Here is a 26,289-nt window from a genome sequence, read left to right on the forward strand (position 1 = left end):
GCATTTGCTAAGTTACGATGGTGCACTGCAGCTTTTTCGAATTCGCCTTGAGCCACATAACGGGCAGCATGCATAAAGTTGTAATCATAAACAGCAAACTGCTTGTCCGCTTTTTCTTGGTCTCTTTCAAGAAACATTGATAGCTTTGCCATAATGATCTCCTTTCTCTTCCTCACTTTTGGTAAAATATCTACTAGAAGGGAGGTTTTATGATATGAACTTTAAAGAATGGCTTATGCATTTTAGAAATGTTGATAGACCTATCGGCGACCTTGCAAAAGACGTAGAAAATGATAAGTGCTTTCCTGATACTAATGATGAAGATGAGATAAGAGAGCATCTTGAAAGTCATAATGCAATGGATGCCGCACTAGATACTTTTGAATATGTTTACTCTTTTTATAAGGAAGACACTAAACCTTAGTATTTTTCATATTTCCTACGATCAGTTTTTCTATTAGCAAATGCATCGCTATTGTAAAGTTTTGTTTGAGGCTGTTTGCGACACAGTCTCTTTCTAATCCATTCAATAAGTTTCACACCTATCTCCCTCCTTCAAAATCCCTTGCATAACTAACTTGCCTATAAAGCTTCATTACTTCCGGGTTGTTGAACGCATATGCTGCTGAATACAGCAACGGAATGCTATACGCCCTTTCCATATCCTCCATCAAAGTAACTAACCGTTTGTTACGTATCCGTTTAGGTGCTTGCATGATGTTGTCGAAGCGATCACGGAATGACTGCAGTTCTTGTGTCATTTTGGTTTACCTCCTTAACTATCAGATCCAAAGTGTGCGAGGATGACTTTTGCTATACAATAAAGGTCGTTCTCATCCCAATCATGCTTCTCAGCCATATTAATCACTTTTATAACTTTAGGTATTACTTCTGCAGGTTCAGAAATAAACGTTTTTTCATTTTCTATTCCTCCTTATCATCCCTGTATTCCAACGTCTACCCACGTTTAATTTTTATTACCATTCAGATACAATTTCTTCTATTGCTTTAAAAGTTGGTTCGGCAATCCACCAACGTTTTCGGTTTTTTCTTCTTTCGTAAACCTTAATTCTTGGATCACATAAAATCTCTTCTTCCAAATATCTAACGGACATACAAGTTAATTCTGCAAGTTTGTTAATATCGACCAGTAATAAACGTTGACTTATTTGTTCTTGCAATTTACTTTCAATGAATTCCTTTACCGCTTTCTCGTTGATATTCACTTGCACATTTGCGGGGATCAAATCAACAACTCCTTTACTAAATCCCTAATATTTTCTTAATGTGATTAGCGTGTTCTTGCGCTTTTGGTCCTGTTTTTCTACCGTTAATAATGTCACTTAAATACACAGTAGATATCCCTAGCATTTCAGCTAGTTGTTTTTGGCTCATTTTTCGCTTGAATAATTCGGATCGAACCTTTAACGCCATTTCTTCAGGCATATCGCTCACCTCTTTTCACGATCGTTAATTTATAAGCTAAAATGTTAGCTAATTGTATTGACCTACATTAGCGTATATGCTATTATGAATGCATAGCTAAATAAGACTTTTGAAAAGCCTGTAAATAAACATTTATTGCGCCCCCCAGCGAAAAAAATGTATTTTAATAGGTCGGGTTTTTCATTGCTTTTTTAGCTAACGAATTAGCTTATGGGTACAGTATATTAGCATTTACGCTATTTGTCAATAATATTTTAGCGCGAATATTAATTATTTATTTCATAAGCCTGTGAAAGGTTGATATGAGTGAGTTTGGTAAATAAAATAAAATTACTTTGCGATGAGAAAAAAGTAACTTTTGCGGAGGTTGAAAGGAGTGTAGGAATCTCTAACGGACAAATACGCCGTTGGGATAATTCTTCTCCTAAGATTGAAAACGTTAAAAAAGTAGCCGACTATTTTGATGTATCTGTTGACTACCTTCTCGGTCGTACAGAAAAGAAAAGATACTATGATTTAACAGAAAAGGACGAACAAAGCATACAAAAAGAACTTGAAAGAATGATCAATAACATGGACAACGAATCTGGATTTGCTGCGTTTGACGGAAGCACTATAGATGAATTGGATGAGGAAGATAGAGAAATGTTGATCGCTTCTTTGGAAACCTCATTACGCATCGCTAAGAGAATAGCTAAAAAGAAATTCACCCCTTATAAATATAGAGATTAGGAGTGAGACAACTGTGGATATTAAAGATAAAGTTGATTCTCTCATCAAACAATACGATACGAATAATCCTTTTAAAATAGCTGAAGCAATGGACATAGTTGTTAGAACAATACCTCTGGGGAAGATATTGGGGTTTCACACTAGACATAGTCGTGTGTCTATTATCCACATCAACGAAAACGCATCTACAGAACAACAAATTTTCACATGCGCTCACGAACTTGGTCATGCAATACTGCATCCAGGTGTTAATACCCCTTTTTTGAAATTTAATACATATTATTCGACTAGCAAAATAGAGGTGGAAGCCAATACGTTTGCAATTAAATTGGTGTTTAGAAATGACATGTCCACCTCCATCACTATAAAAGAAGCTGCAGAAAGTTATGGCGTTCCTGAGCAAATACTCATTAAAAATTTTTACGATTAAAACAGAACACACGTTTCTTTATAGGAGGTGGTGCACTCATTTATCCTGAAAAACGTCTACCCACGTTAAAAAGGGATGATAAAAATGAAATTAAATAAAACGAAAACTGATGATGAGATTTATTACTATGTATTGAAGTCAGGTGAAAAGCGTTATATGTATCGCCATAAATACTACGATACTTTAGGGAATAGGAGAGAGAAGAAAAAGAGTGGTTTTAAAACAGAGAAAGAAGCTCTTAAATCTCTTTTGGGAGTAAAGGCTGCATTTTTAAATGGAAACGCTAAGCAAGTAGAACACGATCAAATAACCGTATCGCATTGGCTAGATATATGGTATGCAATGAATGAAAAATCTTGGGGAGTAAAGACAAAAAAAGATAGAAAAGCGCTCATTGACAACTATTACAAACCATTATTAGGTAAATACAAATTGCATCAAGTTGATAAAAACACTTATGTAAGGCAATTTATTAATCGGCTACACGATATGGAACTTTCGCCAAACACAATTGACCTTTACCATAATATTTTTAAGATCGCTATTAATGCTGCTGTGGATGATGAAATAATTGACAAAAACAGGGTTAAAAAAGTTGTAGTTAACCGAGAAAAGAAAAAGGACAACTTTCTAAAACCAGAGGAATTAACATTATTTTTAACCAACGTAAAAAAGCATGGAAATATTACAAACTACACTCTAGTACAACTTTTAGCTTATACGGGATTAAGAAGTGGAGAAGCCGCAGCATTAAAATGGTTAAATATTGACTTCAAAAATGAAACTGTTACAGTAGAACATACTAGGGATAAGCTGGGTATTAGACCTCCCAAAACAAAAAACAGTTACAGGACTATCAAAGTTGACAAAGAGGTGATCGACCAATTAAAAAAATATCGAAAATGGTGTGCTGAGGTAAAGTTATCTTTAGGAAAGAAACATAAAGAAAACGACTTAGTTTTTATTACGCACCACGGAAGAGAAATAGGTCACTATTATCTTGGTCAATTTCTCAGTGACTTTTATAAAAAAGTTGATTCTGATGATATTTCTTTAAAAAAGATAACTCCCCATGGATTGCGCCATACTCACGCAACCATCCTTATAAGTTTAGGTGTACCACCTAACGCAATAGCTGAACGTTTAGGTAACACAATAGAAATGGTTAATAAAACATATGCTCATTTCTTTGAAGATCTAGACATACAATCAGCTATAGTATTCGGTAAATTTTTAGCAAGTGGGGCTAAAATTGGGGCTAGGTAAAATTGAATACAAATTAACCCTTATATACAAAGGTTTAGCAAGAAACACAGGGCTTACGTTGCTTAAGTTAGAGAACATCCAGTGGAAAGATTACCGCGGTTATAGATGAAATTAGCATGTATCATATTTTAAATGAGTGACGTAATAGTTGTTTAGAATTGGCTTCCATGAGCACATTGCTTCAACTATCGCATCTTTTAGTTGGATAGTTACCTTCGTACGTAACATCTGATGACTATTCAAACGTACTGAAATTAATGATGAATTTCTCACTCGATTCCTATCGAGTTATTATAAGACTTATGTGTTACTTTGTAATATAAGGGGTACTCTAAGATGGGTACCCCTTTTCCAATACATATCACAATAACTTGCCTTATGGCAAATCTTTACGGCGAAGCTAATACGATAAAACCCTACAAATTTATATTATAGTGGAAAAAAGGAGTTAAAATGATGCATCATTTAACTGGAACTATTCAGAACTTGCTAGTTGAAAGAATGATTGATACTGGTTATGTATTAAGCTACAAACAGAATGAGGTTTTATTACATCATCAAGAAACAAACAAGGATTTAACGCCTGGGGAAGAAATAGAAGTATTTTTATATACAGATAAAAAAGGGAAGGTTGTAGCTTCAACACAACTTCCTCACATACAAATGGATAGCTATGGATGGACGACTGTCAAAGAAGTAATACCTAATCTTGGCGTATTCGTGGATATTGGAACAACAAAAGAAATACTTGTTTCTAAAGATGACCTCCCTCTATACGAAAACGTATGGCCACAAATTGATGATTGCTTATATGTAACGTTGGGACGAGATAAAAAAGGAAGGTTACTTGCTTTTCCTGCTACAGAATCCGTAATTTTACAAGACATAGAATCTGCTCCAGAAGAATTATGGAATACTCCTATCTCTGGTACAGTGTATTTCACTAGCAAAGAAGGTTCAGCAATAATTACACCTGAACATTACCGAGGTTTTATTCATTACACCGAACGCAAGCAAGAACCTCGATTAGGACAGCTTGTTACAGGAAGGGTAATTGAAGTAAAGACCGATGGAACGTTAAATATCTCCCTTCGTCCAAAGAAAAAAGAAAGCATGGAGGAAGATGCAAAACAAATTTTAGACCATCTTCAAGCAAATAATGGCTCTATTCCATTTGATGACAAAAGTGACCCAGAAGATATACGAGCTACTTTTCACATTAGTAAGGCAGCTTTTAAACGGGCACTCGGCAGGCTAATGAAGGAGCACAAAGTTGAACAACGTAATGGCTACACTTATTTGGCCCAAAAAGAAGTATAGATAACCTTGCTTTACGGTGAAAGCTACACACTAAACCCTAAGAACATACTTTTCTTTGTATAAACAAAAAAGAGCGAAAAAATATCGCTCTTTTTTGTTACGCTTTTACATTTGCATACGTGTCAGTTAACGCTGTAATAATGAGGCCAATCGCTGCAGCAAATAATGATGCAATGCCCCATCCCCCTAAACCAGCGCCCATGATTTCTACTTTTCCGATTACGGAAGCTAACATAAGAAAAACCAACCCAGCTAGCCCTATTAAGATACCTGGGAAGTAACCTGTATAGCTTTCCTTTGATGTCGCTTTTAGTAGTATCAGACTAACTGCAACTACTGCAACTACTAATATTGCACCAATTGTAAGCACCGATTGAAACATTTCTCTCACCTCATACATAAATAGCTACTGAATATAGTCTACAATTGAACAGGTATAAAGTCAATAAGTCTAACTCTTTTTTAGAATGCGTTTCCATATAATGGACGTCTTCAATTAGTCAAGTTTTTTCTAACACAATTAATGTAAGTTACATCTTTTATATTACAAGAGTAGTTTCGTTTTCATTCTAATAAGTAGGTTTCATGAATGAGAATAAAAAGCTTATGGGACAATTATATTAACAGCATCTTAAAATATTTCCCAAAGTACTGTGTACATACTATTTTCAGTACCAGGCTTATGTATCGTTGACAAATAATAAAATCATTTCAATAATAGATAGGATGATACCTTTAAAAATTCATAAAGGAGAAATGAACCGATCATGACATACAAAACGCTATTCTTGGATATTGATGGAACTATTTTAACCCCAAATCATACTTACACTGCCTGTACAAAAGACGCAATTAAACAAGTACAGCAACAAGGTATACTCGTCTTTATTTGTACCGGAAGACCGTTACATGAAGTAAAAGAATTAGGTGAGGAATTGGGTGTAGAAGGATACATAGGCTACAATGGGGCTTATGCAATTTATGAAAACCACATACTTGTTAATACACCAATAGATAAACAGGTATTAGAACAGTTTTTAGCTTTAGCACAGCAAAATCACCATGAATTAGTTTGTTATACAAAAGATAAAAACTATTACACTTCGCTGTCACATCCTGCCATCAAGAATTTTGTAGACGTTTTTCAACTTAGAAACAACCAACTTTTAACTACAGATGTACACGATCAAATTCTAGGTTCCTCTATAATTAATGTCTTACCAAGTCAAGTACAAGCTTATGAAGAATTAGATGCAGACATCTACTTATCAGAAGTAACCGTAAATAATATATCAAATTGCTATGATATCATTCGTCAACAAGTTAATAAGGGAGAAGCAATAAAAAGCGTGCTGCAACATTTAGATGTAGAGCCACGTCAAGCAATCGCTTTTGGTGATGGAATGAATGATAAGGAAATGTTACAAGTTGTAGGAGAAGGATTCGCGATGGAAAACAGTAACCCTGGGCTATTTGCTTATGCTAAGCACAGAACTACTTCTGTAGAAGAATCAGGTATATACAATGGGCTTAAACAGCTGCAACTTGTCCGATAGAAGGAGGGTTTTCTTATCTTATAACAAAACCCTTCGTTGTGCTTAAAGATAAAGTGAATCTTCCATAGAAAGTTTAGGTACTGTTAGCTCCCACTTTCGTTTCATCCTGCAAAACAGCAACCACCAGTTCTTGAAGTGGGAGGCTTACAGCGCCTTATACTGACGCTAACGCTCTGTCCATCATACATAGCTTGCAACACAAACTCATGCTATGCTTTTATAACAAAAAGCCTCCATAAACCAATGCACCACCAATAACAAATGCGGGATGCAATTTAAATTTTTCCATTAATAGATAACTAATTACGCTCAACAGTGCTGTTTGGAGCAAACCTATGTTAACGTAAGATTCACTAAAAAATCGCCAGGCCATACCACCAAGCAAGATACCGATAACTGGTCTAACATATAAGGTCATCCGTTTTACTTTCGGAGAGTCTTTATATTTATATAGAATGCTTAATAAAATAATAATCAAAATCAAGGAAGGCGCTACAGTTGCAAACACTCCAACAAATGCACCCAGCGGTCCACCTACTTCATATCCTATATAACCTGCCATTTTTGTAGCAATAGGGCCAGGTAACGAATTGCCGAGTGCTAAAACTTCACTAAACTGTTGAACATCCATCCAACCGTAACGAGAGACGACCTCATTTTCGACAAGTGGTATAGAAGCAGGACCTCCACCGTAGCCTAAAATCCCTGGAATAAAGAAAGCCAGAAATATCTCCCAATATATCATGATGAATCACCTTCTCTTTCCGATAGGTGCTTTTTCTTTTTTTTACGATCTTTTTTTACAATCGCTAAGAATAATAAAACTCCAATAAGAATACCAGGATGAATGTTGAAGAATTCTAATAGGACAAAAACGACAACGAGCATAGCTCCTGTTGGAACCCACCCCATACCTTTTCCTGCTTTCTGAATGAATTGCCAGGTTAATACTGCAAGCATTACTCCAACTACTGGAATTACAGCTGCTGTCATCCCTTGTACCCAATCATAACCTTTAATAGATGAAAGGGAAGATAGTAATAAAATCATGAAAAAAATCGTAGGCAAAATCGTTGCAAGTACAGCATTTATGGTTCCTAAAACACCAGAAACACGATATCCAATATATCCCGCTAGTTTCGTTGCGATTGGTCCAGGTAATGTATTGCCAAGTGCTAATAAATCACCAAATTCTTCATCACTCATCCACTTATATTTATCGACCACTTCTTTATGAACAAGCGGAATAGAGCTAGGGCCGCCGCCATAACCTAATATACCTACTCTGAAAAAAGCTACAAAAATATTCCATTGTAATTTCATAAGTCACGTACCTTTTTGTAAAATTAACCTCCGACTCATACAACCAGCTAAACTATATGATGAGAAGATTGAAATATCTTACGGAATCAATCATCGCTTACTAACCGCTAGCTAAACGAATAAGAACTTTGAGTGCTGTTAGTAGTTTGCTCTCCATTCTTGAAGCGAAGTCTTACAGCGACTTAAATTAGTATAAAATGAACCCATGTTTTTCTACCTCTATTTTACCAAGCAGCTATCGTTCCATCCGCCCTCGATTCTGTACCACCAATCAACACACCAGTGTCTGGATTTCTCCAAATAATTTGCCCTCTTCCAAAGTTATTTGGTTCTAGCTGCACTTGAATACGATGTCCTTTTTCTGCTAATTCCAAAGCAATATGATGTGGAAAACGATCTTCGACTTCAACTTGCTTATCTTTTATCCACTGCCACCGCGGTGCATCTAGTGCGACTTGTGGGTTCATTTGAAAATCAAGCGTATTCATAATCACTTGCACATGGCCTTGCGGTTGCATAAATCCTCCCATCACCCCAAATGGTCCTACAGGCTGATTATCTTTAGTCATAAAACCAGGTATAATAGTGTGATAGGTTCTTTTCCCACCTGCAAGAGCATTTACATGGGAAGGATCCATCGAAAAATTGTGACCTCTATTTTGCAAAGCAATCCCTGTGCCAGGAACTACAATACCAGAGCCAAATCCCATATAATTGCTTTGTATAAATGATACCATATTCCCTTCCTGATCGGCAGTAGCTAAGTAAACAGTACCGCTTAGAGCAGGCTCTCCAGCTTCTGGTTGTAGTGCATGATCTCCTATTAACCCTCTCCGGATCGCCCCGTATTCTTCACTTAGCAACTCACTTACTGAATACCTCATATATGATGGTTCAGATATATGTTTCTGTCCATCTGCAAATGCTAGTTTTATAGCTTCGATTTGCTTATGATATGTTTCAACATGATCTTTCTCTTCAAAATGAAATCCTTTTAAAATGTTCAATGCTTGAAGAGCAATAATCCCTTGACCGTTCGGTGGTATTTCCCAAATAGAGTAACCTCGGTATTTCACATGGATCGGTTCCACCCATTCCGGATAATAGCTAGCTAAATCATCATTTGTTAGAAAACCACCAGTTTGCTTAGAGAATTGATGAATACGCTCTGCTAATTCTCCACGATAAAAAGACTCCCCGTAGCTATCTGCTATTTCCTGTAATGTCGTTCCATGGTTTGGTGCGTACCATATTTCACCTGCTGCAGGTGCTTTTCCTTTAGGTGCAAAAGTTGTAAACCATTCTTTAAATAAATCATCTGTCAGTTTCCGTTTATAAACTTGATAGGCGTTGTTCCAAAACCTACTTAATATTGGCGAAACCGGAAACCCTTCATATGCATAATGAATTGCAGGTTTTAAAACTTCTTGCAACGAAAGCTTACCAAACTTTTTAGATAACTCTGCCCAAGCACTTGGAGCCCCAGGAACAGTGACTGGAACCCATCCATATTCTGGGATATCCTTATAACCCAACTCCTTGACAGCATCCACGGAGATATGTTGAGGTGATTTACCACTTGCATTTAAACCATGTAACTTCCCTTTTGTCCATACTAATGCAAACGCATCTCCTCCAATACCATTCGATGTCGGTTCAACTACAGTTAGACATGCCGCAGTTGCAATAGCAGCATCAATCGCATTGCCTCCTTGTTTTAATATTTCAAGCCCTGCTTGTGCGGCTAACGGCTGCGAAGTTGCTACCATTCCTTTTTTTGCATATGTAGCTTGACGTGGGACAGCATAAGGATAAGTTTGCCTTTGAAAAAATTCCATAAGATTTGACTCCTTTTTCATAAATGTTTTTAATCTTGCTAAATCGATAAAAAATGAAGTTTCATCCAGGGTATAAGGTACACTAAAACCCCACATCAAGAAATGAAAGAGGTGAGCTGGACAAATCTAAGAGAAGGATAGCAGTTTGAAACTTATTCCTAAGATCTTGAGGTAATATCATCAAGGTGCTGAACGATCAGCGAAAAGATTCACTTTATACGAATGGAGCAATTTTACTTTTTTTAAAATTATTTAAATAATAATAAACAATAATTCCGTTGTCAAGCCAATTACATTCATTAATAAATTTTTTAACTATAATTACAAACATAAAAGGTGTAAATCATAATAATAACTTTCATTTCGTTACATCTATCACTATATATAGGAACTCATTACACAACGTAATTTTCTTACGTTGCTATTTTTGTTAAAATAAATAGGAATACAAAAAATGAGTAGGAGCTATGATATGAAATTGGATCATATAGATAAAAAATTACTAGAAGCTTTAACCGAAGATGGTAGGTTATCGTACGTTGAATTAGCAGAAAAAGTCGGTCTATCACGAGTAGCCGTAAAAGACCGCATTCAAAACCTAAAAGATAAAGGAGTTATTGAAAAATTTTCGGTTGTTATTAACTCCGAAAAATTTGGCAAGCAAGTCTCAGCTTTTTTTGAAGTAGATGTAGAACCTATGCAATTACAAGAAGTTGCTCAAAATTTAGCTGATAATTCTCAAGTAGCAAGCATCTATCAAATGACTGGTCCTAGTACATTACATATGCATGTACTAGTTGAAGATTTCCAAAAATTAGAAGCTTTTATTAATGAAGAATTATACTCTGTAAGCGGTATTACTCGTGTAGAAAGTTCGATTATTTTAAAGCGTTTTAAAAGCCGAACTGGATTGAAACTGTAGTTTTGCTTATTATATCCTATAGCATAAAAAGCAGTTCACCTTTCACATCCAAAACTTAGGGAAAATCAAAACCACCTAAAAAGCAGTAAAATCACATCACCACCATTGCTTAAGCTTACAGTTATTTGTGAAATTTCCAACATATCGTTACAAATGAAAAGAGGGACTGCATGTTTGACCTACTAGTTATGATGTTAGAGCGCCTCGGTATTATTGTCATGATCGCTTTTTTACTTACACGTCTACAATTTTTTCGCAATATGATTTCACAACATACATTAAGTCAAAGCCAACAATATAAGGCTATGCTTTTCTTTGGCTTATTTGGCATTATTGGTACATACACGGGATTAATTTTTAATACAGGTACTTCTGAAATTGAACGTTGGCGAATTGGGATTGAGCCAGATGAAGCAATTGCGAACTTTAGAGTTATCGGCGTCGTTGTAGCAGGACTTCTAGGTGGTTATAGAATTGGCATAGGCGCAGGAATTATTGCTGGTGTTCATCGTTTTCTACTAGGAGGCTATACGGCGTTAAGCTGTGGAATTGCTACCATTATTGCAGGTTTTTTCTCCGGATATTTTCACAAAAAACAAAGCCACCATTCATTACCAAAAGTATTTACAATTACCGCAACGGCAGAAATCATCCAAATGTTGCTTATTCTGCTTTTGGCAGGGTCATTTGAACAGAACATTCCTTTAGTAGAAGTTATTGGCTTGCCTATGGTAATTGCAAACGGTTTGGGCGGCGCTTTATTCATGCTCATTATTCAAATGGTCATTCAGGAAGAAGATAAAGTTGGCGCAGTTCAAGCGCAATTAACTTTGCGTATTGCTGATAAAACGCTTGCCCATTTAAGAAAAGGACTAAATGAACAAACGGCGCAAGCAGCCTGTAACATCCTTTATCAAGAGATGAACGCTATTGCTGTTTCCATGACGAATGATAAGGAAATTCTCGCTCATGTAGGGTTGGCTGATGATCATCACAAACAAGGAAATCAAATCCAAACACAAATTACAAGGGATACCATTCATTCTGGAGAATTAATCGTTGCTTCCGGACAACAAATCCATTGTAGCCATGATAATTGCCCGTTAAAAGCCGTCGTTGTCGCTCCATTAAAACAACGAGGAAAAACCATTGGCACGTTAAAATTTTACTATCATTCCAAAGAAGATATTAACCGTCTAGTAAGAGAAATGGTAAGCGGATTGGCAAAATTGCTAAGTAATCAATTAGAGATTGCCCGTGCCGAAGAAGCGTTGCAATTAGCAAAGGCATCGGAAATTAATGCGTTACAAGCACAAATCAGACCCCACTTTTTATTTAACACATTAAATACGATAACGTCTCTTGTGCGAATTGACCCGATGAAAGCAAGAAAATTACTTGTATCGCTTTCCCACTTTTTACGACAAAATTTAACTGTAACGACAGATCAAGAAGTTACCATCGATCAAGAATTAAAGCATGTACAAGCCTATTTAGATATTGAGCAAACACGTTTTCACGATCGCCTACACGTGGGGTATCACATTGATGACGATTGCTTAAAGGAAACAGTGCCTCCATTAATTTTGCAACCAATTGTTGAAAATGCAATGAAACACGGCTTAAAAGATAAAAAAGAAAACGCAAATATTATTATACAGATTTATAATAAGAATAATGCTACACATATATCTGTTACAGATAACGGAAAAGGAATATCGAATAAAGAAATGGACCGTATTGGTCAAAAAGTGGTTCCATCTAAATCCGGTACAGGAATGGCTTTATATAATATTAATCGCAGACTAACCATGAAATTTGGCCCATCAGCGAAGTTAGTCATCACTAGCAAAATACATGAAGGAACATGCGTGCAATTTTCAATTCCAAGTACAAAGGCGCAAGCGTCCGGTTAGCAACGTAGCGAGTGGAACGAATCAACGAAAGTTTTAGGAATCATGCTCCTGCAACAGGAGTATGCCGGTGCCCTCCGGCAAGCCCGTCTTTAGTCGGCCTTCCTATTTAGATCGAACCAATGATGACTTAGCTTAGGGCAATGGAGTGAAGCCGCCTAGTTGCTGGGTGCTGGAGCCGGACGTGGCTACTCGATTGTTTTGCGGTAACAAAGCGCCTCATTTTATAATTTCTGGACAATAAGAAATAGACAGACGGAGGAATAATTATGAATCGCATCATTAGAACTTTAATTGTAGATGATGAAAAATTAAATCGAGAAGAGCTTATTTATTTACTAAATGACTTCCCAAATATTGAAATTGTGGGACAAGCAAATTCTGGGGAAGCATGCATCATGGAAACAATGAAAAAGAAACCTGATCTTGTTTTTCTTGATGTAGAGATGCCTGAAATGGATGGAATGGAAACAGCTGCTTCACTAAAAGAACTTAAACACCCTCCATTATTAGTATTTGCTACAGCGTACCCTCAATTTGCTGTCCAAGCTTTTCGATATGAAGCCATTGACTATTTATTAAAGCCGTATGATGAAAAACATTTAGAACAAACGATTTCTAGAATTGAAAAAACGTTATTTCATGTAGAAGAAAAGGAACAAGAGGTTGCTAATAAATTGGGGATTGAAAATGAAGATGGTGTTATATATGTAGAACCTACTGAAATACTCTACTTGCAGAGCGTAGACAAACAAGTCAAAATCGTGACCAAATCTAAAATATTTTTTTCTAAAAAAACGTTAAAGGATTTAGAAAAAAGATTAAGCGCCTTTCGTTTTTTTCGCGTTCATAAAAGTTATGTTATTAATCTTCATTATGTAAGCAAACTCACTCCATGGTTTAATGGCGCTTATAATTTACAGGTCTTCGGCAGAAATGAATCTTTACCAGTGAGTAGAAATTACGTAAAATCCTTACGCGAACAATTAGAACTTTAAACAATTTTATTTTTGTCACCTTCTCATAGAAAGTGAATCTTCAATCAGCAGGGAGAATTGTTTATAAACGCACAAGCGAAGGTAGATAGTAGCCGTTGCGAAAAATACTACGCTCTCGATGGACTTGCTCAGCGTCCTTGTTGGAAAACTTGGCTTGTCGCAAGTCTTATGGCGACAGCCTTTGTTTTTCTTATACTATAAAACAAAAAACCTTATACTTTCCGATAGTGAGAAAAAGCAGTTCGCTTTTTTCCTGCGGGATCTTACATTGCCTTACACTAAGGCATGTCTGACTATTACCAAACGTCTATATCTTCTTTATTATTCTTAACATAGTTTACTTGATTATACTATTTCCTCATCCTCCTCTTACGTATTTCCTAAACTGTTCATCTTTTTCACGTTAATCTAAAATCAAAACATGTTAGCTAAGAAAACTTGCATGTTATCCAGAATTCTCCCTTTAAAAACGGTTTCATATTACATTAGGAGTGTAAACGAATTCAACGAGAAAGGGATGACGTGATATGTTTACATTTTTAGGAGGAATTATATTATTAATTGTAGGTTATTTCACATATGGTAAATTTATCGAAAGAGTTTTTGGAGTTCAACCAGACAGACCAACACCAGCCATTACGAAACAAGATGGCGTGGATTATTTGCCACTAAAACGGAATAAAAATGCCATGATAGAGTTAATTAGTATTGCAGGCGTCGGCCCCATTTTCGGGCCCATCATGGGCGCTTTATATGGACCAGTAGCATTTCTTTGGATCGTTATTGGCTGTATTTTTGCAGGAGCAGTGCACGATTATTTAACAGGAATGATTTCCATTCGTAATGGCGGAGCACATCTACCACAACTGGCTGGAAAGTTCTTAGGAAAATATATGAAACATATTGTTAACATATTTTCCGTTCTGCTTCTACTACTAGTCGGTACCGTTTTTGTTAGTTCTTCCGCTGGCCTAATTTTTGATTTAGTAAATGGATCGATTGCACTTGTGGCACTTATTGTCATTATCTTTGGATACTATATCCTATCCACGATGTTACCAATCGATAAATTAATTGGGAAGCTATTTCCGATATTTGGAGCATTTTTACTTATTGGAACATTAGCGTTAGGTATTAGCCTTGTTATCAATCAAGCACCAATTCCAGAAGTATCTTTAACCAATTTACACCCTGAAAATACACCCGTATTTCCGTTATTGTTTCTAGTTATTTCATGTGGTGCTTTATCTGGATTTCATGCAACACAATCACCTATTATTGCTAGAACGACAAAAAATGAAAAAGAAGCAAGAAGTGTCTTCTATGGCATGATGATCGTAGAAGGAATTATCGCTATGGTATGGGCCGCCGCAGCTATGAGTTTATTCGGGGGGACCGTTACTTTAAATGAACTCATTAACACCATCGGAACGGGTGGTATTGTAAGTGAAGTTGGCACGATGATGCTCGGCTCCATTTTGGGATCTGTTCTTGTATTATCGATTATTTTTCTTCCGCTTTCATCTGGTGATACGGCATTTCGCAGTGCACGCATGATCATTGCTGACTACTTTCATGTATCACAAAAGAAAATTACGAAACGTTTAATCATCGCTCTACCGTTATTTTCAATCTCTGTTATTTTAACCAATATGGATTTCACCTTGCTTTGGAGGTATTTCTCTTGGGCCAATCAATCTTTAGCGGTTATTGCATTATGGGTAGCCTCCATGTATTTATTTATTGCCAAAAAGAATTATTTCGTAGCCATGATTCCAGGCATTTTCATGACGTATGTAACGACAGCTTATATTCTCAATGCTCCAATTGGGCTTAGAATACCAATGAATATAACATATATACTAAGCGCAATAATCACAATTGGAGTAATCGGCTTATTTTATAAATATGCACGGCAAAATGCAAGAAATGGAATGAAAATTGAAGAAAGCGTTGCTAGTTCTCCATCAAAAGCAGCTTAATAGTTTCATAAATGATTTTAGAACCCGTATTTCTAAATAATACGGGTTCTTTGTTAAACACAATTCATTTTTAAAATCCAACATATAAATTTTGAAATCTAAATATGCCCTCTTTACTTTACTAAGCAAGAGGGCTAAAAGAATATTTTATTTATTTTTCAGGGAAAGAACTGCGTACAGCTTCATAGACATCATCCACGTTTTTGCCCATACCCGATTCTACTGCGGCAACATATGCTCCTTCTACAATTGGCGCTTCGACTAATTTAATGTCTTCTTGGTCAGCTATTTCCATAGCCATTTCAGCATTCATTTTTGCACTACCAAGATCATAAAATAATAGTACGCCGCTTCCGCTATTTGCTTTTTCTATGGCACTGTTAATTTTTTCAATACTCGTACCTATCTCATTGTCCTCCGTTCCTCCAGCCACTTCAATAGGAACTTCTTTCATCACTTGACGAATCAATTCTTTAGCTCCTTCAGCAATTTTATGGCTATGAGAAATCAACACAATACCTACATAACTCATGCTTTACTATCTCCTTTCCACACTTCTGCTAGAGCTTCAAAAATAAAATAAGTAGAAGCTGAACCTGGATCTTGGTGTCCGATCGTTTTTTCTTTAAAATAGGCTGCTCGTCCCTTGGTTGCGGTCATTGCTTTAATTTTTTCAAGTGCAGCATCTGCGCTTTCCATGAGCCCAGCAGGTGTTGAATGCTCATTATCAGTAAAATAATGTGCGATTGATGCCCACATATCAACCATAGTTTTCTCGCCTTCTTCTGCTTTACCACGTTGTTTTAACCCATTTACTGCTTCATTTAATGCAGCGCCGAAACTAGTTTGGTCTACAAGTTCTTCACCTTTTAATTTCATTGATAGTTTAAGAAAAGCAGTTCCAAACAAAGGACCTGAAGCGCCGCCTACTTTTGACATTAACGTCATTGCGACATCTTTGAACACTTCCGATACATTCGTATAAGTAGTTTCTTCCAACTTTGAAGCAACTTCTTGAAACCCTCTAGCCATATTTATTCCGTGGTCACCGTCCCCAATAGGCTGATCCAACGTTGTTAAATAATCTTTGTTTGTTTGCATTTTTTCATTTGCTTTTTGCATCCATTGAACTGTATTGGTTACATTGAGTTGCATTTTTATTTCCTCCTAATTGCGAAATGCAGGTGCTTCAGACGGAGCTTGTAGTAAAGATTTTAATTCGTCATCTACCTTTAGCAAAGTAACTGAGCAACCCGCCATCTCCAATGATGTCATATATTCTCCTACAAATGTTTGAAATACTTCAATACCTTTATCTTTTAACAGGTTTTGCACCTTTTTATTAAGAATAAATAGTTCCATTTCCGGAGTAGCACCTAAACCATTAATCATTACCACTACTTCTTGTCCTTTTGGTATGTCTATATCGGTGAAAATTCGTTCTACTAATTCTGTAGCAATCTCATCAGCCGAAGCGATGTGCTTTCGTTCAATTCCTGGTTCTCCGTGGATACCTATTCCTATCTCCATTTCATTATCTTCTAACTGAAAACTTGGCTTTCCAGCGGCTGGGACAGTGCCAGAAGTTAACGCCATACCCATGGATCGCACATTGGCTACAACCTTATCAGCAACACGCTTTACCTCTTGCAATGAGGCGCCACTTTCAGCCATAGCCCCAGCTATTTTATGAACGAGTACGGTACCAGCTATACCCCTTCTCCCCGTTGTAAACGAGCTATCTTCTACAGCAACATCATCATTTACAATTACTTTTTCTACTTGAATACCTTCTGCTTCAGCTAACTCTGCAGCCATTTCAAAGTTAAGTACATCCCCTGTATAGTTTTTAATGACGAGAAAGACGCCTTTTCCTCCATCTGCTGCTTTAATTCCTTCAAATACTTGGTCAGGCGTTGGTGATGTAAAAACTTCACCTGCAACCGCGCAATCTAACATACCTTTCCCAATATATCCCGCATGAGCTGGTTCATGACCGCTCCCCCCACCACTCACTAAACCAACTTTACCTTCTACAGGAGCATCTTTACGAGCGATGACAAGCGTCTCAGGAATTACTTTTAATTTGGACGGATAAGCAGCAACTAGACCTTGCACCATATCTTGTACAACTTCATTTGGATTATTAATAATTTTTTTCATTGCTTCATTCCTCCTTAACTCTATTGTAGTAAAATTTTTTTACACTTGGAAGGCTTTGGAATTTTTGTTTTCAACAATCTTGTGTATAAGTACTTCCCTGAAAGGGTATTACTTTTTACCTTAGAAAAAATTGGTTTGTCGCCAAGTCTTATGGCGAAAGCCTTTGTTTTTCTTATACTATAAACCCGAACAAAGGCTCGGGGCGCCCGGTTAGCAACGTAGCGACTGGAACGAATCAACTAAAGTTTTAGGAATCATGCCCCTGCAACAGGAGTATGCCGGCTCCCTCCGACAAGCCCGTCTTTAGTCGGCCTTCCATTTAGAACGAACCGTTGATGACTTAGCTTAGGACAATGGAGTGAAGTCGCCTAGCTGCTGGGCGCTGAAGCCGGACGGGGCCCATTCGGTTATTTGGTTACGCCATAGCATCACATTTTATACTTTCTTATCTTTCAAAAAATCTTATGCTTTCCTGTAGTGTAAAAAGAGGTCATGCTTACCCTTAAGATAATCCTGACCTCCTTTTTTATACATTTTATACGATTATTTAAAAACTCTTGTTGCTTCTACAGCCTTTTGCCAGCCAGCATATAATTTTTCACGTTCTTGTTTGCCCATGTTTCCATGAAACGTTTTTTCTACTTCCCATTGACTGGCTATTTCATCTTTGTCTTTCCAATAACCTAACGCTAAACCAGCTAAATATGCAGAACCTAATGCTGTCGTTTCTTGAATGATAGGACGTTCAACAGGTACTTCACCTAAAATATCACTTTGAAATTGCATTAACAAATCATTTTTAACGGCTCCTCCATCCACACGTAGCGTTTTTAAATCTAATTGTGAATCGGCAACCATGGCATTAATGACGTCTTTGGATTGATACGCTAAAGACTCCAATGTTGCACGTATGAAATGACTTTTTGTTGTTCCACGAGTTAGCCCAAGTACAGCTCCTCTAGCATCACTATCCCAATAAGGTGTGCCTAAACCTACAAAGGCTGGGACCATATATACGCCATCCGTGTTTGGAACATTTTTGGCAAATAGCTCACTTTCCGGAGAATCTTCAATGAGTTTTAACCCATCTCGAAGCCATTGAATAGCAGAGCCAGCCACAAAGATACTGCCTTCTAATGCATACTCTACTTTACCGTCTGCTGCACAAGCCAACGTAGTTAGTAAGCCATGATCAGAAGCTACACCCTCTTCACCTGTGTGCATAAGCATAAAGCAACCTGTACCGTACGTGTTTTTTACCATTCCTTTTTCAAAGCACGCTTGCCCGAATAATGCTGCCTGCTGATCTCCAGCGATACCTGCAATCGGGACTTCTTCACCAAAGAAATGATAGGATACCGTATGTGCGTATATTTCTGATGATTGTTTCACTTCAGGTAACATACTTTTCGGGATGGTTAAAATTTCTAATAATTCATCATCCCACTGGAGATCATAGATATTAAACATCAATGTACGAGACGCATTCGTATAATCGGTTATATGTGTGGTTCCAGCAGAGAATTTATAAACGAGCCAGCTATCAATCGTACCAAATAGTAAGTCTCCATTTTCCGCCTTTTCTCTTGCACCTTCTACGTTATCCAAAATCCATTTTACTTTTGTACCAGAAAAATAAGGATCAAGAAGCAATCCTGTTTTCTTTCTAAACAATTCATTGTGTCCAGCTTCTCTAAGTTCCTTACATATATTTTCTGTTTGACGAGATTGCCAAACAATGGCTCGATAAATTGGTTTGCCCGTTTTTTTATCCCAAACCACAGCCGTTTCACGTTGATTTGTTATTCCAATACCGGCAATTTGATTCGCTGCTAAATCAGCTTTACGTAATACATCTGCTATACAAGCTAATACGGATGTCCAAATTTCATTTGCATCATGTTCCACCCAACCTGGGTGAGGAAAAAATTGCTCAAACTCCCTTTGCGCCGTCTCGACAATCTCTCCCTTTTGATTAAAAATAATTGCACGAGAAGTAGTCGTACCTTGATCAATTGACAAAATATATTTATTTTCCATTATTATCCCCCTAAGCGCTATGATTATTTATTTTAGCAGAACGTTCTCCCTTCGTCTCCATGCTAACTGCCCCTATGATAAGTAATGCAATAACAACACTTAATATCCAGAAAACAGCAGTGAATTCACCGATAAATAGGGCATCGTAAAAAAATGCTCCATATATTCCTCCTACAATTGGACCTACGATCGGAACCCAAGCATAGCCCCAATCGGAAGAACCTTTTCCCGGAATCGGAAGTAAAGCATGAGCAATACGTGGTCCTAAGTCACGAGCAGGGTTAATAGCGTAACCCGTTGCCCCACCTAATGACATCCCTATTGCTATAATCAATACCCCAACTATAATCGGATTTAAACCTTCTGTAAATTCATTTGCTCCAATAAACAAAAGCCCTAAAACGAGCACAAATGTACCAACGATTTCACTCAGTAAGTTTGCAAGCGGACTGCGAATTGCTGGTCCAGTAGCAAAAACACCTAGCTTCGTAGCTTGATCCTTTGTTTTTCTCCAATGGGGTAAATAATTAATAAAAACGACCGCCGCACCAATAATTGCCCCTATGATTTGTGCCGTTACATACATCGGTACTTTAGACCATGGGAATTCTCCAATAGAAGCGAAACCTATCGTAACAGCAGGGTTAATGTGTGCAGGAGAGTAATTCCCAACTGCATACACCCCAAATGCAACTGCCAACCCCCAGGCAATCGTAATAACGACCCACCCCGATCCTTCTGCTTTGGATGACTTTAAAGTCACACCACCAACAACACCACCACCAAGAATAATGAGAATCATCGTACCAATTAATTCAGCTAAAAATTCTGATTCAGCCACCATAACACCCCTTTGATTTAGACTACATTAATTATGGGCTTTAAATATAAATTTCTTTTAGTGAGAGCTTCTCTCTAGTTGTATACTTCTAATGTTGCTACCTTACATTCACTCAGTCCATTCTCATGACGAAGTATACTGGTAAGCCTTTTTCCAAACAATTAATAGAAGCACTAGCCTTTTCTAGCTCTCCAACCTTAAAAGTCAGAATTATTTTAATTTTACGGCAAACGAAAAAAATCCACACCCTTATATGCATATCATTCCCTCAAGAATTATACTATCATAAAGTGTGGATCTCCTATTCTCCGCCACATAATTAACTTATAGGTTTATATTACTTCACAAAGAAAGCGTTGTCAATATTTTTTACTACTTACCTTGATTATAAAAGAGCCCACTTATCGTTCTTTTTTGACATAAACTCATGTTTTACAACATTACATAAATATGTAAAAATAACCAGTTTCAGGCATTTGGTTATTAAAGTTTATTCCCCGGGAAATATTATTCATTTATGGGTACAGTGTCAATTGCTCTCCTGTCATACTATCCAAATAGGTTGTATGATAATTTCCCTCCACCCAATCTTGTAATTGATCCTGATACCACCGACTTTTCACGTGACCTGACTGTCCAGGTGCAACGATATGGTAGCCTTTCGATGGCATTTCCATATCTATTACAAACCGCCAAGAAGCGCCATGATCTACAATCCCTGTCTCTTCTTCAAAACTTGCTGCCATTGGCGTTACATTGCTTCCATCTACTGGAATAGGAGCTTCTTGATTAAAAACATACTCTAAAACAGGATGAACGTTGGAGAGAGGGTGTTCAAAGTAGACGCGATGGTAATCGCCCCATTTCCACTCTGATATAGGCTCCCCATATTTCCTTTCTAACTCCGTAATAGATTGTTGTAACGAATCCAATAATATTTGTTGTAAACCTCCATAAGTTTCTAACCATACAGACGATTCTCCTTTTATTGCTTTTCTTAATAAAGCATCTGTCGTCTGTCCCTTCCCCTTAAATAGATCTAACATGGAATCTGGTATTTCTTGATAAATGATCTTTTCAATATTTTTATACCAATGATGAAATAGTAATGGCTGAGTAGCAGAAGCATCATCCTTATAATCCCATTTATCTAACAGATGGAGTGCTTCTGTAGCTTGTTTGGACAGTTCCCTCCCTTCTAATAATTGTAAAAATGCAGGTGTGAGTTCTTTTGCTTGCATGTTAAAGCTATCCATTTGTAAATCCTGCATGCCTTGAACTGTTATTTTCTCCACACTCTCTAATACTTCTGCAATGCGTTCATAGCGATACGGTTGCGCCCATACATTACTTATATGGTACGGATACTCTTCTGTCGTTATTTTGTTGTTAGCAGTCGCAATATAACCTTTTTCTGGATTAACCATTGTGGGAAGCTCATCAAACGGAATATAGCCACGCCATTCATTTTCCCTTTGCCAACCTGGAAGTGGGAGCAAGGCATCTTTTCCGTTTTCATAAACTGGAATATTCCCATTTGCCTTATAAGCTATTGTTCCGCTATTAGAAGCAAAGACAAAATTTTGCGCGGGGGCTAAGAACTTTTCCAAGCCCTTTTCAAAAGATTCCCAGTTCTTCGCTTTATTTATTTGTAAAATAGCCTCCAATTCTGTCGTTGCTTCTAATGCAGTCCATTTGAGTGACAGAACATTTTCCTCCCCACTATCTTCAGCAAATTCGGAGATAACAGGACCATGCCTTGTTTCGACTACTGCATAATCAATCGTTGCTCCGTCTTTCACGGCAATCGGTTCCTGAATAATCCTTGCTTTTTCCCACTTCCCTTCAAATAAAAACGTCGCTTTAGAATGAGGCTTTCTTTTTTCAAGGTATAATTGCTGCACATCTGGTCCTGTGTTGGTTACTCCCCACGCAATTTGTTCATTATGACCTAATATAATTCCTGGAACTCCTGCAAAAATAACACCGCTTACTTGTTGCGTTTCGGTTTGCAACTGCATTTGAATCCAGATAGATGGAGTCGCTAAGCCCAAATGTGGATCATCTGCTAACATAGGGAACCCAGAAGCTGTTTTTTCACCAGAAACGACCCAATTATTGCTCCCATTAAATGCTGGCGGAATAATTGCTTGAGATATTTTATCTTCTACAGAAACATATTTTTCTTCCATAATAACAGGCTTTTCTTGAGGATAAGATGGAAATAACTCATATGCTTTTTCTTCTCCAAATTGTTGTAGCAAGTAATAATTGAACGCTTGCTGCTCCCAGTGACCACCCAAATCAAATGCCATGTATTTACCAATGGTTAATGAGTCTAGCGGTGTCCATTTTTCTGGTTCAAAGCCCATTAATTTAAATTCAATTGGTAAAGTATTATCTTCCTTCGCTTGTTGCATATAAGCATTGACTCCTTTGGCAAACGCCTCCAATACTTCTTTTGCTTCATCAGAGTAAAGGTCGTAAGATTTCTCAGCTGCTCTTCTTAGTCCTAATGTACGAAAATATTTATCTTGATCAACGGCTGCCTCACCTGCTACCTCACTAATCGTACCGGATGCCTGTCTGCGGGACATATCCATTTGAAATAACCGATATTGTGCTTGAACATACCCTTGTGCTACATATAAATCATGTTCATTTTGCGCCTGTATCTTTGGCACGCCATTGGCATCCGTGATGACGTCCACCTTCTGCTGTAAAACGGAAAGTTCGATACTTCCCTCTGTTTTTTCAACCAAACGATCCAAGTACATAGTAACAACAAAGAGAGCGATTACAAATAGGAGTGTTATCATTCCAAAAATAATGATGGTTATTTTCGTTTTCTTTCTTGTTTGCTTTATGGGCTTTTCCTCCATTCTTTCTTCCACTTTCCTCCCCTGCCTTCATTTAAGATGTAATTTTTTATCTACTAAAAAATATAAAAATAGTATCATAAAAAAATCAATAGACCTTTCAAGAACATGTTTTCCTTCGTCTACTACACGACTACATGCACTTTTACGCTAACGTGCATCAACAAGTCATTCATTAAGTACTTGATTTTAAGAACATAACGTCTTGCTATCCATTGATACGGCAACTATCCCCCCCTATATTTAAATGCACGAAGCGACAAACTCCTTCTAAAAGCTGTTGTACATCAAACGCCGTGGTCTTCGTGCAGCCACGGCATGTTTGTTCATACATGTTTATTTAAGAACAAAGACAAGGGGGGCACCCGTTTGGCAACGTAGCGAGTGGAACAAATCAACGAAAGTTTTAGGAATCATACCACTAAATTAGGGGTATGCCGAAAAGCGTTAGATGAAGAATCAATCCTTACTCCACCACCTTGACATCATACGTTCTCAACCAGTAATCTATTTGGCAAAGATGAGCAATGAGTTGTGGTCCTTGCATTAATTGTCCATACCATGGTTCTTTAAATTCTTTCCCTTCACTTACTAAAATAGCCTCTACTTTTTCCTTATTTAAGAACTCAAATAATCGAGCATCGTCATCGTCTACTATTTCCCGCATCCATTTTTTCACTGCATTTGTATATGCTGGTTGAAATGTTTTCGGAAAAGGACTTTTTTTACGATAAAGAATGGTCTCTGGTAGAATGCCTTCCATTGCTTTTCGTAAAATACCTTTTTCTTTCCCTTCCAGTATCTTCATTTCCCATGGTATATTCCACACGTACTCTACTAAACGATGATCCGCATAAGGCACACGAACTTCTAAACTCGCTCCCATACTCATCCGATCTTTTCGATCCAATAACTGAGCCATAAACCAATGCATATTTAAATAAAACAACTCTCTTCTACGTGCATCCTCCTCTTTTTCTCCATCCAGGCGTGGTGTTTCATCGATTGTTTCCTGATAACGGGCATACACATATTCTGAGAGCTGTAACTTCTCCTGCCAGTGAGGATGGAGTAAATCAATACGTGATGACAAAGATCGCATCCATGGAAAACCTGCTTCTTCATCCGTTGGTGGGTGATGAAACCATGGATAGCCACCAAATATTTCATCCGCACATTCTCCCGATAAGCTCACCGTAGTTTGCTTTTTAATCTGTTGACAGAACCAGAGTAATGACGAATCTATATCCGCCATTCCAGGCTGATCTCGTAATTCGACAGCCTTTTTTAAATGGCTTGCTAATGCTTCACCAGAGATAACTTCATTATGATGATTCGTTTGAAAAACGGTTGCCATCTCCTCAATAAATGGCTGATCCATGGACGGTTGAAATTTGCTTGCCTTAAAATAATCTGCATTTCCTTCATAATCTACAGAAAAAGTAGTGAGCGCCCCTTCTCCTCGTTCCTGAAAATATTGTGAGGCAATTGCTGTGATAGCACTCGAATCTAAACCACCAGATAAAAAAGTGGATATAGGAACATCAGAAACGAGCTGCCGTTGCACTGCATCGATACATAGCTCTCTTACTTTACTTATTGTCTCGGTCATAGAATCTGTATGCGGACGACTGTTTACATTCCAATAGCGCCATTTTTTAAGACCATTTTTTGAAAAAGTTAATGCGTGACCTGACCGAAGCTCATGCATATTTTTAAATAGGCCATGTCCTGGTGTCCTAGACGGACCAAGACCAAATATTTCTGCTAAACCAGAACGATCAATTTCCGCTTTTACTTCTTCGTGAGCTAGGATAGCTTTTAGTTCGGAGCCAAAGATAAACTGCCCATTTTTTTCTTGAAAAAATAACGGTTTAACCCCCAAGCGATCTCGAGCTATAAACAGTTGTTCTTTTTCTTCATCCCAAATTGCAAATGCAAATATTCCATTTAAATAATCGACGCATTGTTCTTGCCATTCCAAGTAAGCAGTAAGCAACACTTCGGTATCAGATGTCGTTTCAAAATGATAGTTTTTCTGCCTTAAATCGCTACGTAGTTCATCCGTATTATATAGTTCACCATTATATATAAGCGTATAAGTATGACGGTTTTTCGCTTTGTGCATTGGTTGCTTTCCACCTTCAATATCAATAACTGAAAGCCGCTGATGCCCAAAAGCAACATGTTGATTCATCCATGTATTCGTTTCGTCCGGTCCACGATGTAGCAATGTGTCTGTCATCTGTTCAAGCATTTTTTCCTTTGCCCGCACATCTCTATTAAAATCCACATAACCTACTATTCCACACAAATTAAGTCACCCTCCCTAGATGCATAGAGCCTACAGAACAGTTTATGAAAAGATGTAGCAAAATATAACTTACATCTTACATAGTGAAGTGATTCCGTAAAGTTTTTTATTCCTAGCTCAATGGAAGTAGCTCAAAGTGAACAGGGATGTAGACGACCGTTATTTCTCATCTACACTCGTTCAGCACGCACTTTTTTCCACAATTCTTGAAGTTGAAATGTTACAGCATATACTATCTAAGATAATCGGTTATGTATCATTAATACACTCCATTCGCTACCACGATCACCACCTTGCTTTTCGCAAACAGTTCCTACCGCAAACAC

Annotated in this window: 24 protein-coding genes; 10 read left to right on the top strand and 14 right to left on the bottom strand. The window is 37.4% G+C overall.

Translation table 11 applies throughout. The features are described from left to right. Positions 1–214: 214 nt before the first annotated feature. On the top strand, positions 215–424 hold the full coding sequence (locus BUB45_RS17460) for a YozE family protein (protein WP_073012858.1): 210 nt from the start codon (positions 215–217) through the stop codon (positions 422–424). Positions 425–542: 118 nt separating this feature from the next. Here the strand turns inward: BUB45_RS17460 and BUB45_RS17465 are convergent, their stop codons facing one another. The 3 genes from BUB45_RS17465 to BUB45_RS17475 all read right to left on the bottom strand — a co-directional run bounded on the left by BUB45_RS17465 (position 543) and on the right by BUB45_RS17475 (position 1,446). Then, positions 543–761 carry a hypothetical protein gene (locus BUB45_RS17465; RefSeq protein ID WP_073012861.1) on the bottom strand — a complete coding sequence of 73 codons (219 nt, stop codon included), beginning with the start codon at positions 759–761 and terminating at the stop codon, positions 543–545. A gap of 216 nt (positions 762–977) precedes the next feature. Further along, a complete protein-coding gene (locus BUB45_RS17470; RefSeq protein WP_073012864.1) occupies positions 978–1,247 on the bottom strand; it encodes a hypothetical protein in 270 nt (89 codons plus the stop codon). A gap of 16 nt (positions 1,248–1,263) precedes the next feature. After that, a complete protein-coding gene (locus BUB45_RS17475; protein ID WP_073012867.1) occupies positions 1,264–1,446 on the bottom strand; it encodes a helix-turn-helix transcriptional regulator in 183 nt (60 codons plus the stop codon). 306 nt (positions 1,447–1,752) lie between these two features. On the opposite strand from BUB45_RS17475, the gene BUB45_RS17480 reads away from it, so the two are divergent. The 4 genes from BUB45_RS17480 to BUB45_RS17495 all read left to right on the top strand — a co-directional run bounded on the left by BUB45_RS17480 (position 1,753) and on the right by BUB45_RS17495 (position 5,194). Further along, positions 1,753–2,178 carry a helix-turn-helix domain-containing protein gene (locus BUB45_RS17480; protein ID WP_073012870.1) on the top strand — a complete coding sequence of 142 codons (426 nt, stop codon included), beginning with the start codon at positions 1,753–1,755 and terminating at the stop codon, positions 2,176–2,178. Between the two features lie 13 nt (positions 2,179–2,191). Beyond that, positions 2,192–2,608: an ImmA/IrrE family metallo-endopeptidase gene (locus tag BUB45_RS17485; RefSeq protein WP_073012872.1), complete on the top strand. Its 417-nt coding sequence runs from the start codon at positions 2,192–2,194 to the stop codon at positions 2,606–2,608. An 84-nt stretch (positions 2,609–2,692) separates the two neighbouring features. Then, positions 2,693–3,874 (top strand): tyrosine-type recombinase/integrase, encoded by a 1,182-nt coding sequence (locus BUB45_RS17490; protein ID WP_073012875.1) that lies wholly within the window; start codon positions 2,693–2,695, stop codon positions 3,872–3,874. 456 nt (positions 3,875–4,330) lie between these two features. Then, positions 4,331–5,194 (top strand): CvfB family protein, encoded by an 864-nt coding sequence (locus BUB45_RS17495; protein WP_121640206.1) that lies wholly within the window; start codon positions 4,331–4,333, stop codon positions 5,192–5,194. A 97-nt stretch (positions 5,195–5,291) separates the two neighbouring features. On the opposite strand, the gene BUB45_RS17500 is transcribed toward BUB45_RS17495, so the two are convergent. Then, positions 5,292–5,576 carry a hypothetical protein gene (locus BUB45_RS17500; RefSeq protein WP_073012880.1) on the bottom strand — a complete coding sequence of 95 codons (285 nt, stop codon included), beginning with the start codon at positions 5,574–5,576 and terminating at the stop codon, positions 5,292–5,294. Positions 5,577–5,961: 385 nt separating this feature from the next. On the opposite strand from BUB45_RS17500, the gene BUB45_RS17505 reads away from it, so the two are divergent. Further along, positions 5,962–6,750, top strand: coding sequence for a Cof-type HAD-IIB family hydrolase (locus BUB45_RS17505; RefSeq protein WP_073012883.1), 789 nt, complete (start codon positions 5,962–5,964; stop codon positions 6,748–6,750). Between the two features lie 217 nt (positions 6,751–6,967). On the opposite strand, the gene BUB45_RS17510 is transcribed toward BUB45_RS17505, so the two are convergent. The 3 genes from BUB45_RS17510 to BUB45_RS17520 all read right to left on the bottom strand — a co-directional run bounded on the left by BUB45_RS17510 (position 6,968) and on the right by BUB45_RS17520 (position 9,911). After that, a complete protein-coding gene (locus tag BUB45_RS17510; RefSeq protein ID WP_073012885.1) occupies positions 6,968–7,495 on the bottom strand; it encodes a chromate transporter in 528 nt (175 codons plus the stop codon). Then, positions 7,492–8,073: a chromate transporter gene (locus tag BUB45_RS17515; RefSeq protein WP_073012888.1), complete on the bottom strand. Its 582-nt coding sequence runs from the start codon at positions 8,071–8,073 to the stop codon at positions 7,492–7,494. Before BUB45_RS17515 ends, BUB45_RS17510 begins: the two co-directional genes overlap by 4 nt. Before the next feature lie 224 nt (positions 8,074–8,297). After that, positions 8,298–9,911, bottom strand: a complete 1,614-nt coding sequence (locus BUB45_RS17520; protein ID WP_073012891.1) for a gamma-glutamyltransferase family protein — start codon at positions 9,909–9,911, stop codon at positions 8,298–8,300. A gap of 472 nt (positions 9,912–10,383) precedes the next feature. Between BUB45_RS17520 and BUB45_RS17525 the strand changes: the two genes are divergently transcribed. From BUB45_RS17525 to BUB45_RS17540, 4 genes are all read left to right on the top strand, one after another. Continuing rightward, positions 10,384–10,833, top strand: coding sequence for an Lrp/AsnC family transcriptional regulator (locus BUB45_RS17525; RefSeq protein ID WP_073012894.1), 450 nt, complete (start codon positions 10,384–10,386; stop codon positions 10,831–10,833). Between the two features lie 170 nt (positions 10,834–11,003). Next, entirely contained in the window at positions 11,004–12,749 is a 1,746-nt protein-coding gene (locus BUB45_RS17530) for a LytS/YhcK type 5TM receptor domain-containing protein (RefSeq protein WP_073012897.1), read from the top strand. Positions 12,750–13,015: 266 nt separating this feature from the next. Continuing rightward, positions 13,016–13,744 (top strand): LytR/AlgR family response regulator transcription factor, encoded by a 729-nt coding sequence (locus BUB45_RS17535; protein ID WP_073012900.1) that lies wholly within the window; start codon positions 13,016–13,018, stop codon positions 13,742–13,744. 527 nt (positions 13,745–14,271) lie between these two features. Beyond that, complete coding sequence (locus tag BUB45_RS17540; RefSeq protein ID WP_073012903.1) at positions 14,272–15,726, top strand: carbon starvation CstA family protein; 1,455 nt, start codon at positions 14,272–14,274, stop codon at positions 15,724–15,726. Positions 15,727–15,877: 151 nt separating this feature from the next. On the opposite strand, the gene dhaM is transcribed toward BUB45_RS17540, so the two are convergent. From dhaM to asnB, 7 genes are all read right to left on the bottom strand, one after another. After that, positions 15,878–16,258 (bottom strand): dihydroxyacetone kinase phosphoryl donor subunit DhaM, encoded by a 381-nt coding sequence (dhaM, locus tag BUB45_RS17545; protein ID WP_073012906.1) that lies wholly within the window; start codon positions 16,256–16,258, stop codon positions 15,878–15,880. Then, the gene (gene dhaL / locus BUB45_RS17550; RefSeq protein ID WP_073012909.1) at positions 16,255–16,881 is read right to left on the bottom strand and encodes a dihydroxyacetone kinase subunit DhaL; all 627 of its coding nucleotides are present in this window, start codon (positions 16,879–16,881) and stop codon (positions 16,255–16,257) included. Before dhaL ends, dhaM begins: the two co-directional genes overlap by 4 nt. 12 nt (positions 16,882–16,893) lie before the next feature. After that, positions 16,894–17,889 (bottom strand): dihydroxyacetone kinase subunit DhaK, encoded by a 996-nt coding sequence (dhaK, locus tag BUB45_RS17555; RefSeq protein ID WP_073012912.1) that lies wholly within the window; start codon positions 17,887–17,889, stop codon positions 16,894–16,896. Between the two features lie 543 nt (positions 17,890–18,432). Continuing rightward, on the bottom strand, positions 18,433–19,929 hold the full coding sequence (gene glpK / locus BUB45_RS17560; protein ID WP_073012914.1) for a glycerol kinase GlpK: 1,497 nt from the start codon (positions 19,927–19,929) through the stop codon (positions 18,433–18,435). Between the two features lie 10 nt (positions 19,930–19,939). Then, on the bottom strand, positions 19,940–20,770 hold the full coding sequence (locus tag BUB45_RS17565) for an MIP/aquaporin family protein (RefSeq protein ID WP_425303974.1): 831 nt from the start codon (positions 20,768–20,770) through the stop codon (positions 19,940–19,942). Between the two features lie 515 nt (positions 20,771–21,285). Continuing rightward, positions 21,286–23,652, bottom strand: coding sequence for a penicillin acylase family protein (locus BUB45_RS17570; protein ID WP_073012972.1), 2,367 nt, complete (start codon positions 23,650–23,652; stop codon positions 21,286–21,288). 463 nt (positions 23,653–24,115) lie between these two features. Next, entirely contained in the window at positions 24,116–25,963 is a 1,848-nt protein-coding gene (asnB, locus tag BUB45_RS17575) for an asparagine synthase (glutamine-hydrolyzing) (protein WP_073012920.1), read from the bottom strand. Positions 25,964–26,289 lie beyond the last annotated feature (326 nt).

This window comes from Virgibacillus chiguensis (assembly GCF_900129865.1).
In the GTDB taxonomy this organism is placed as follows: domain Bacteria; phylum Bacillota; class Bacilli; order Bacillales; family Amphibacillaceae; genus Virgibacillus; species Virgibacillus chiguensis.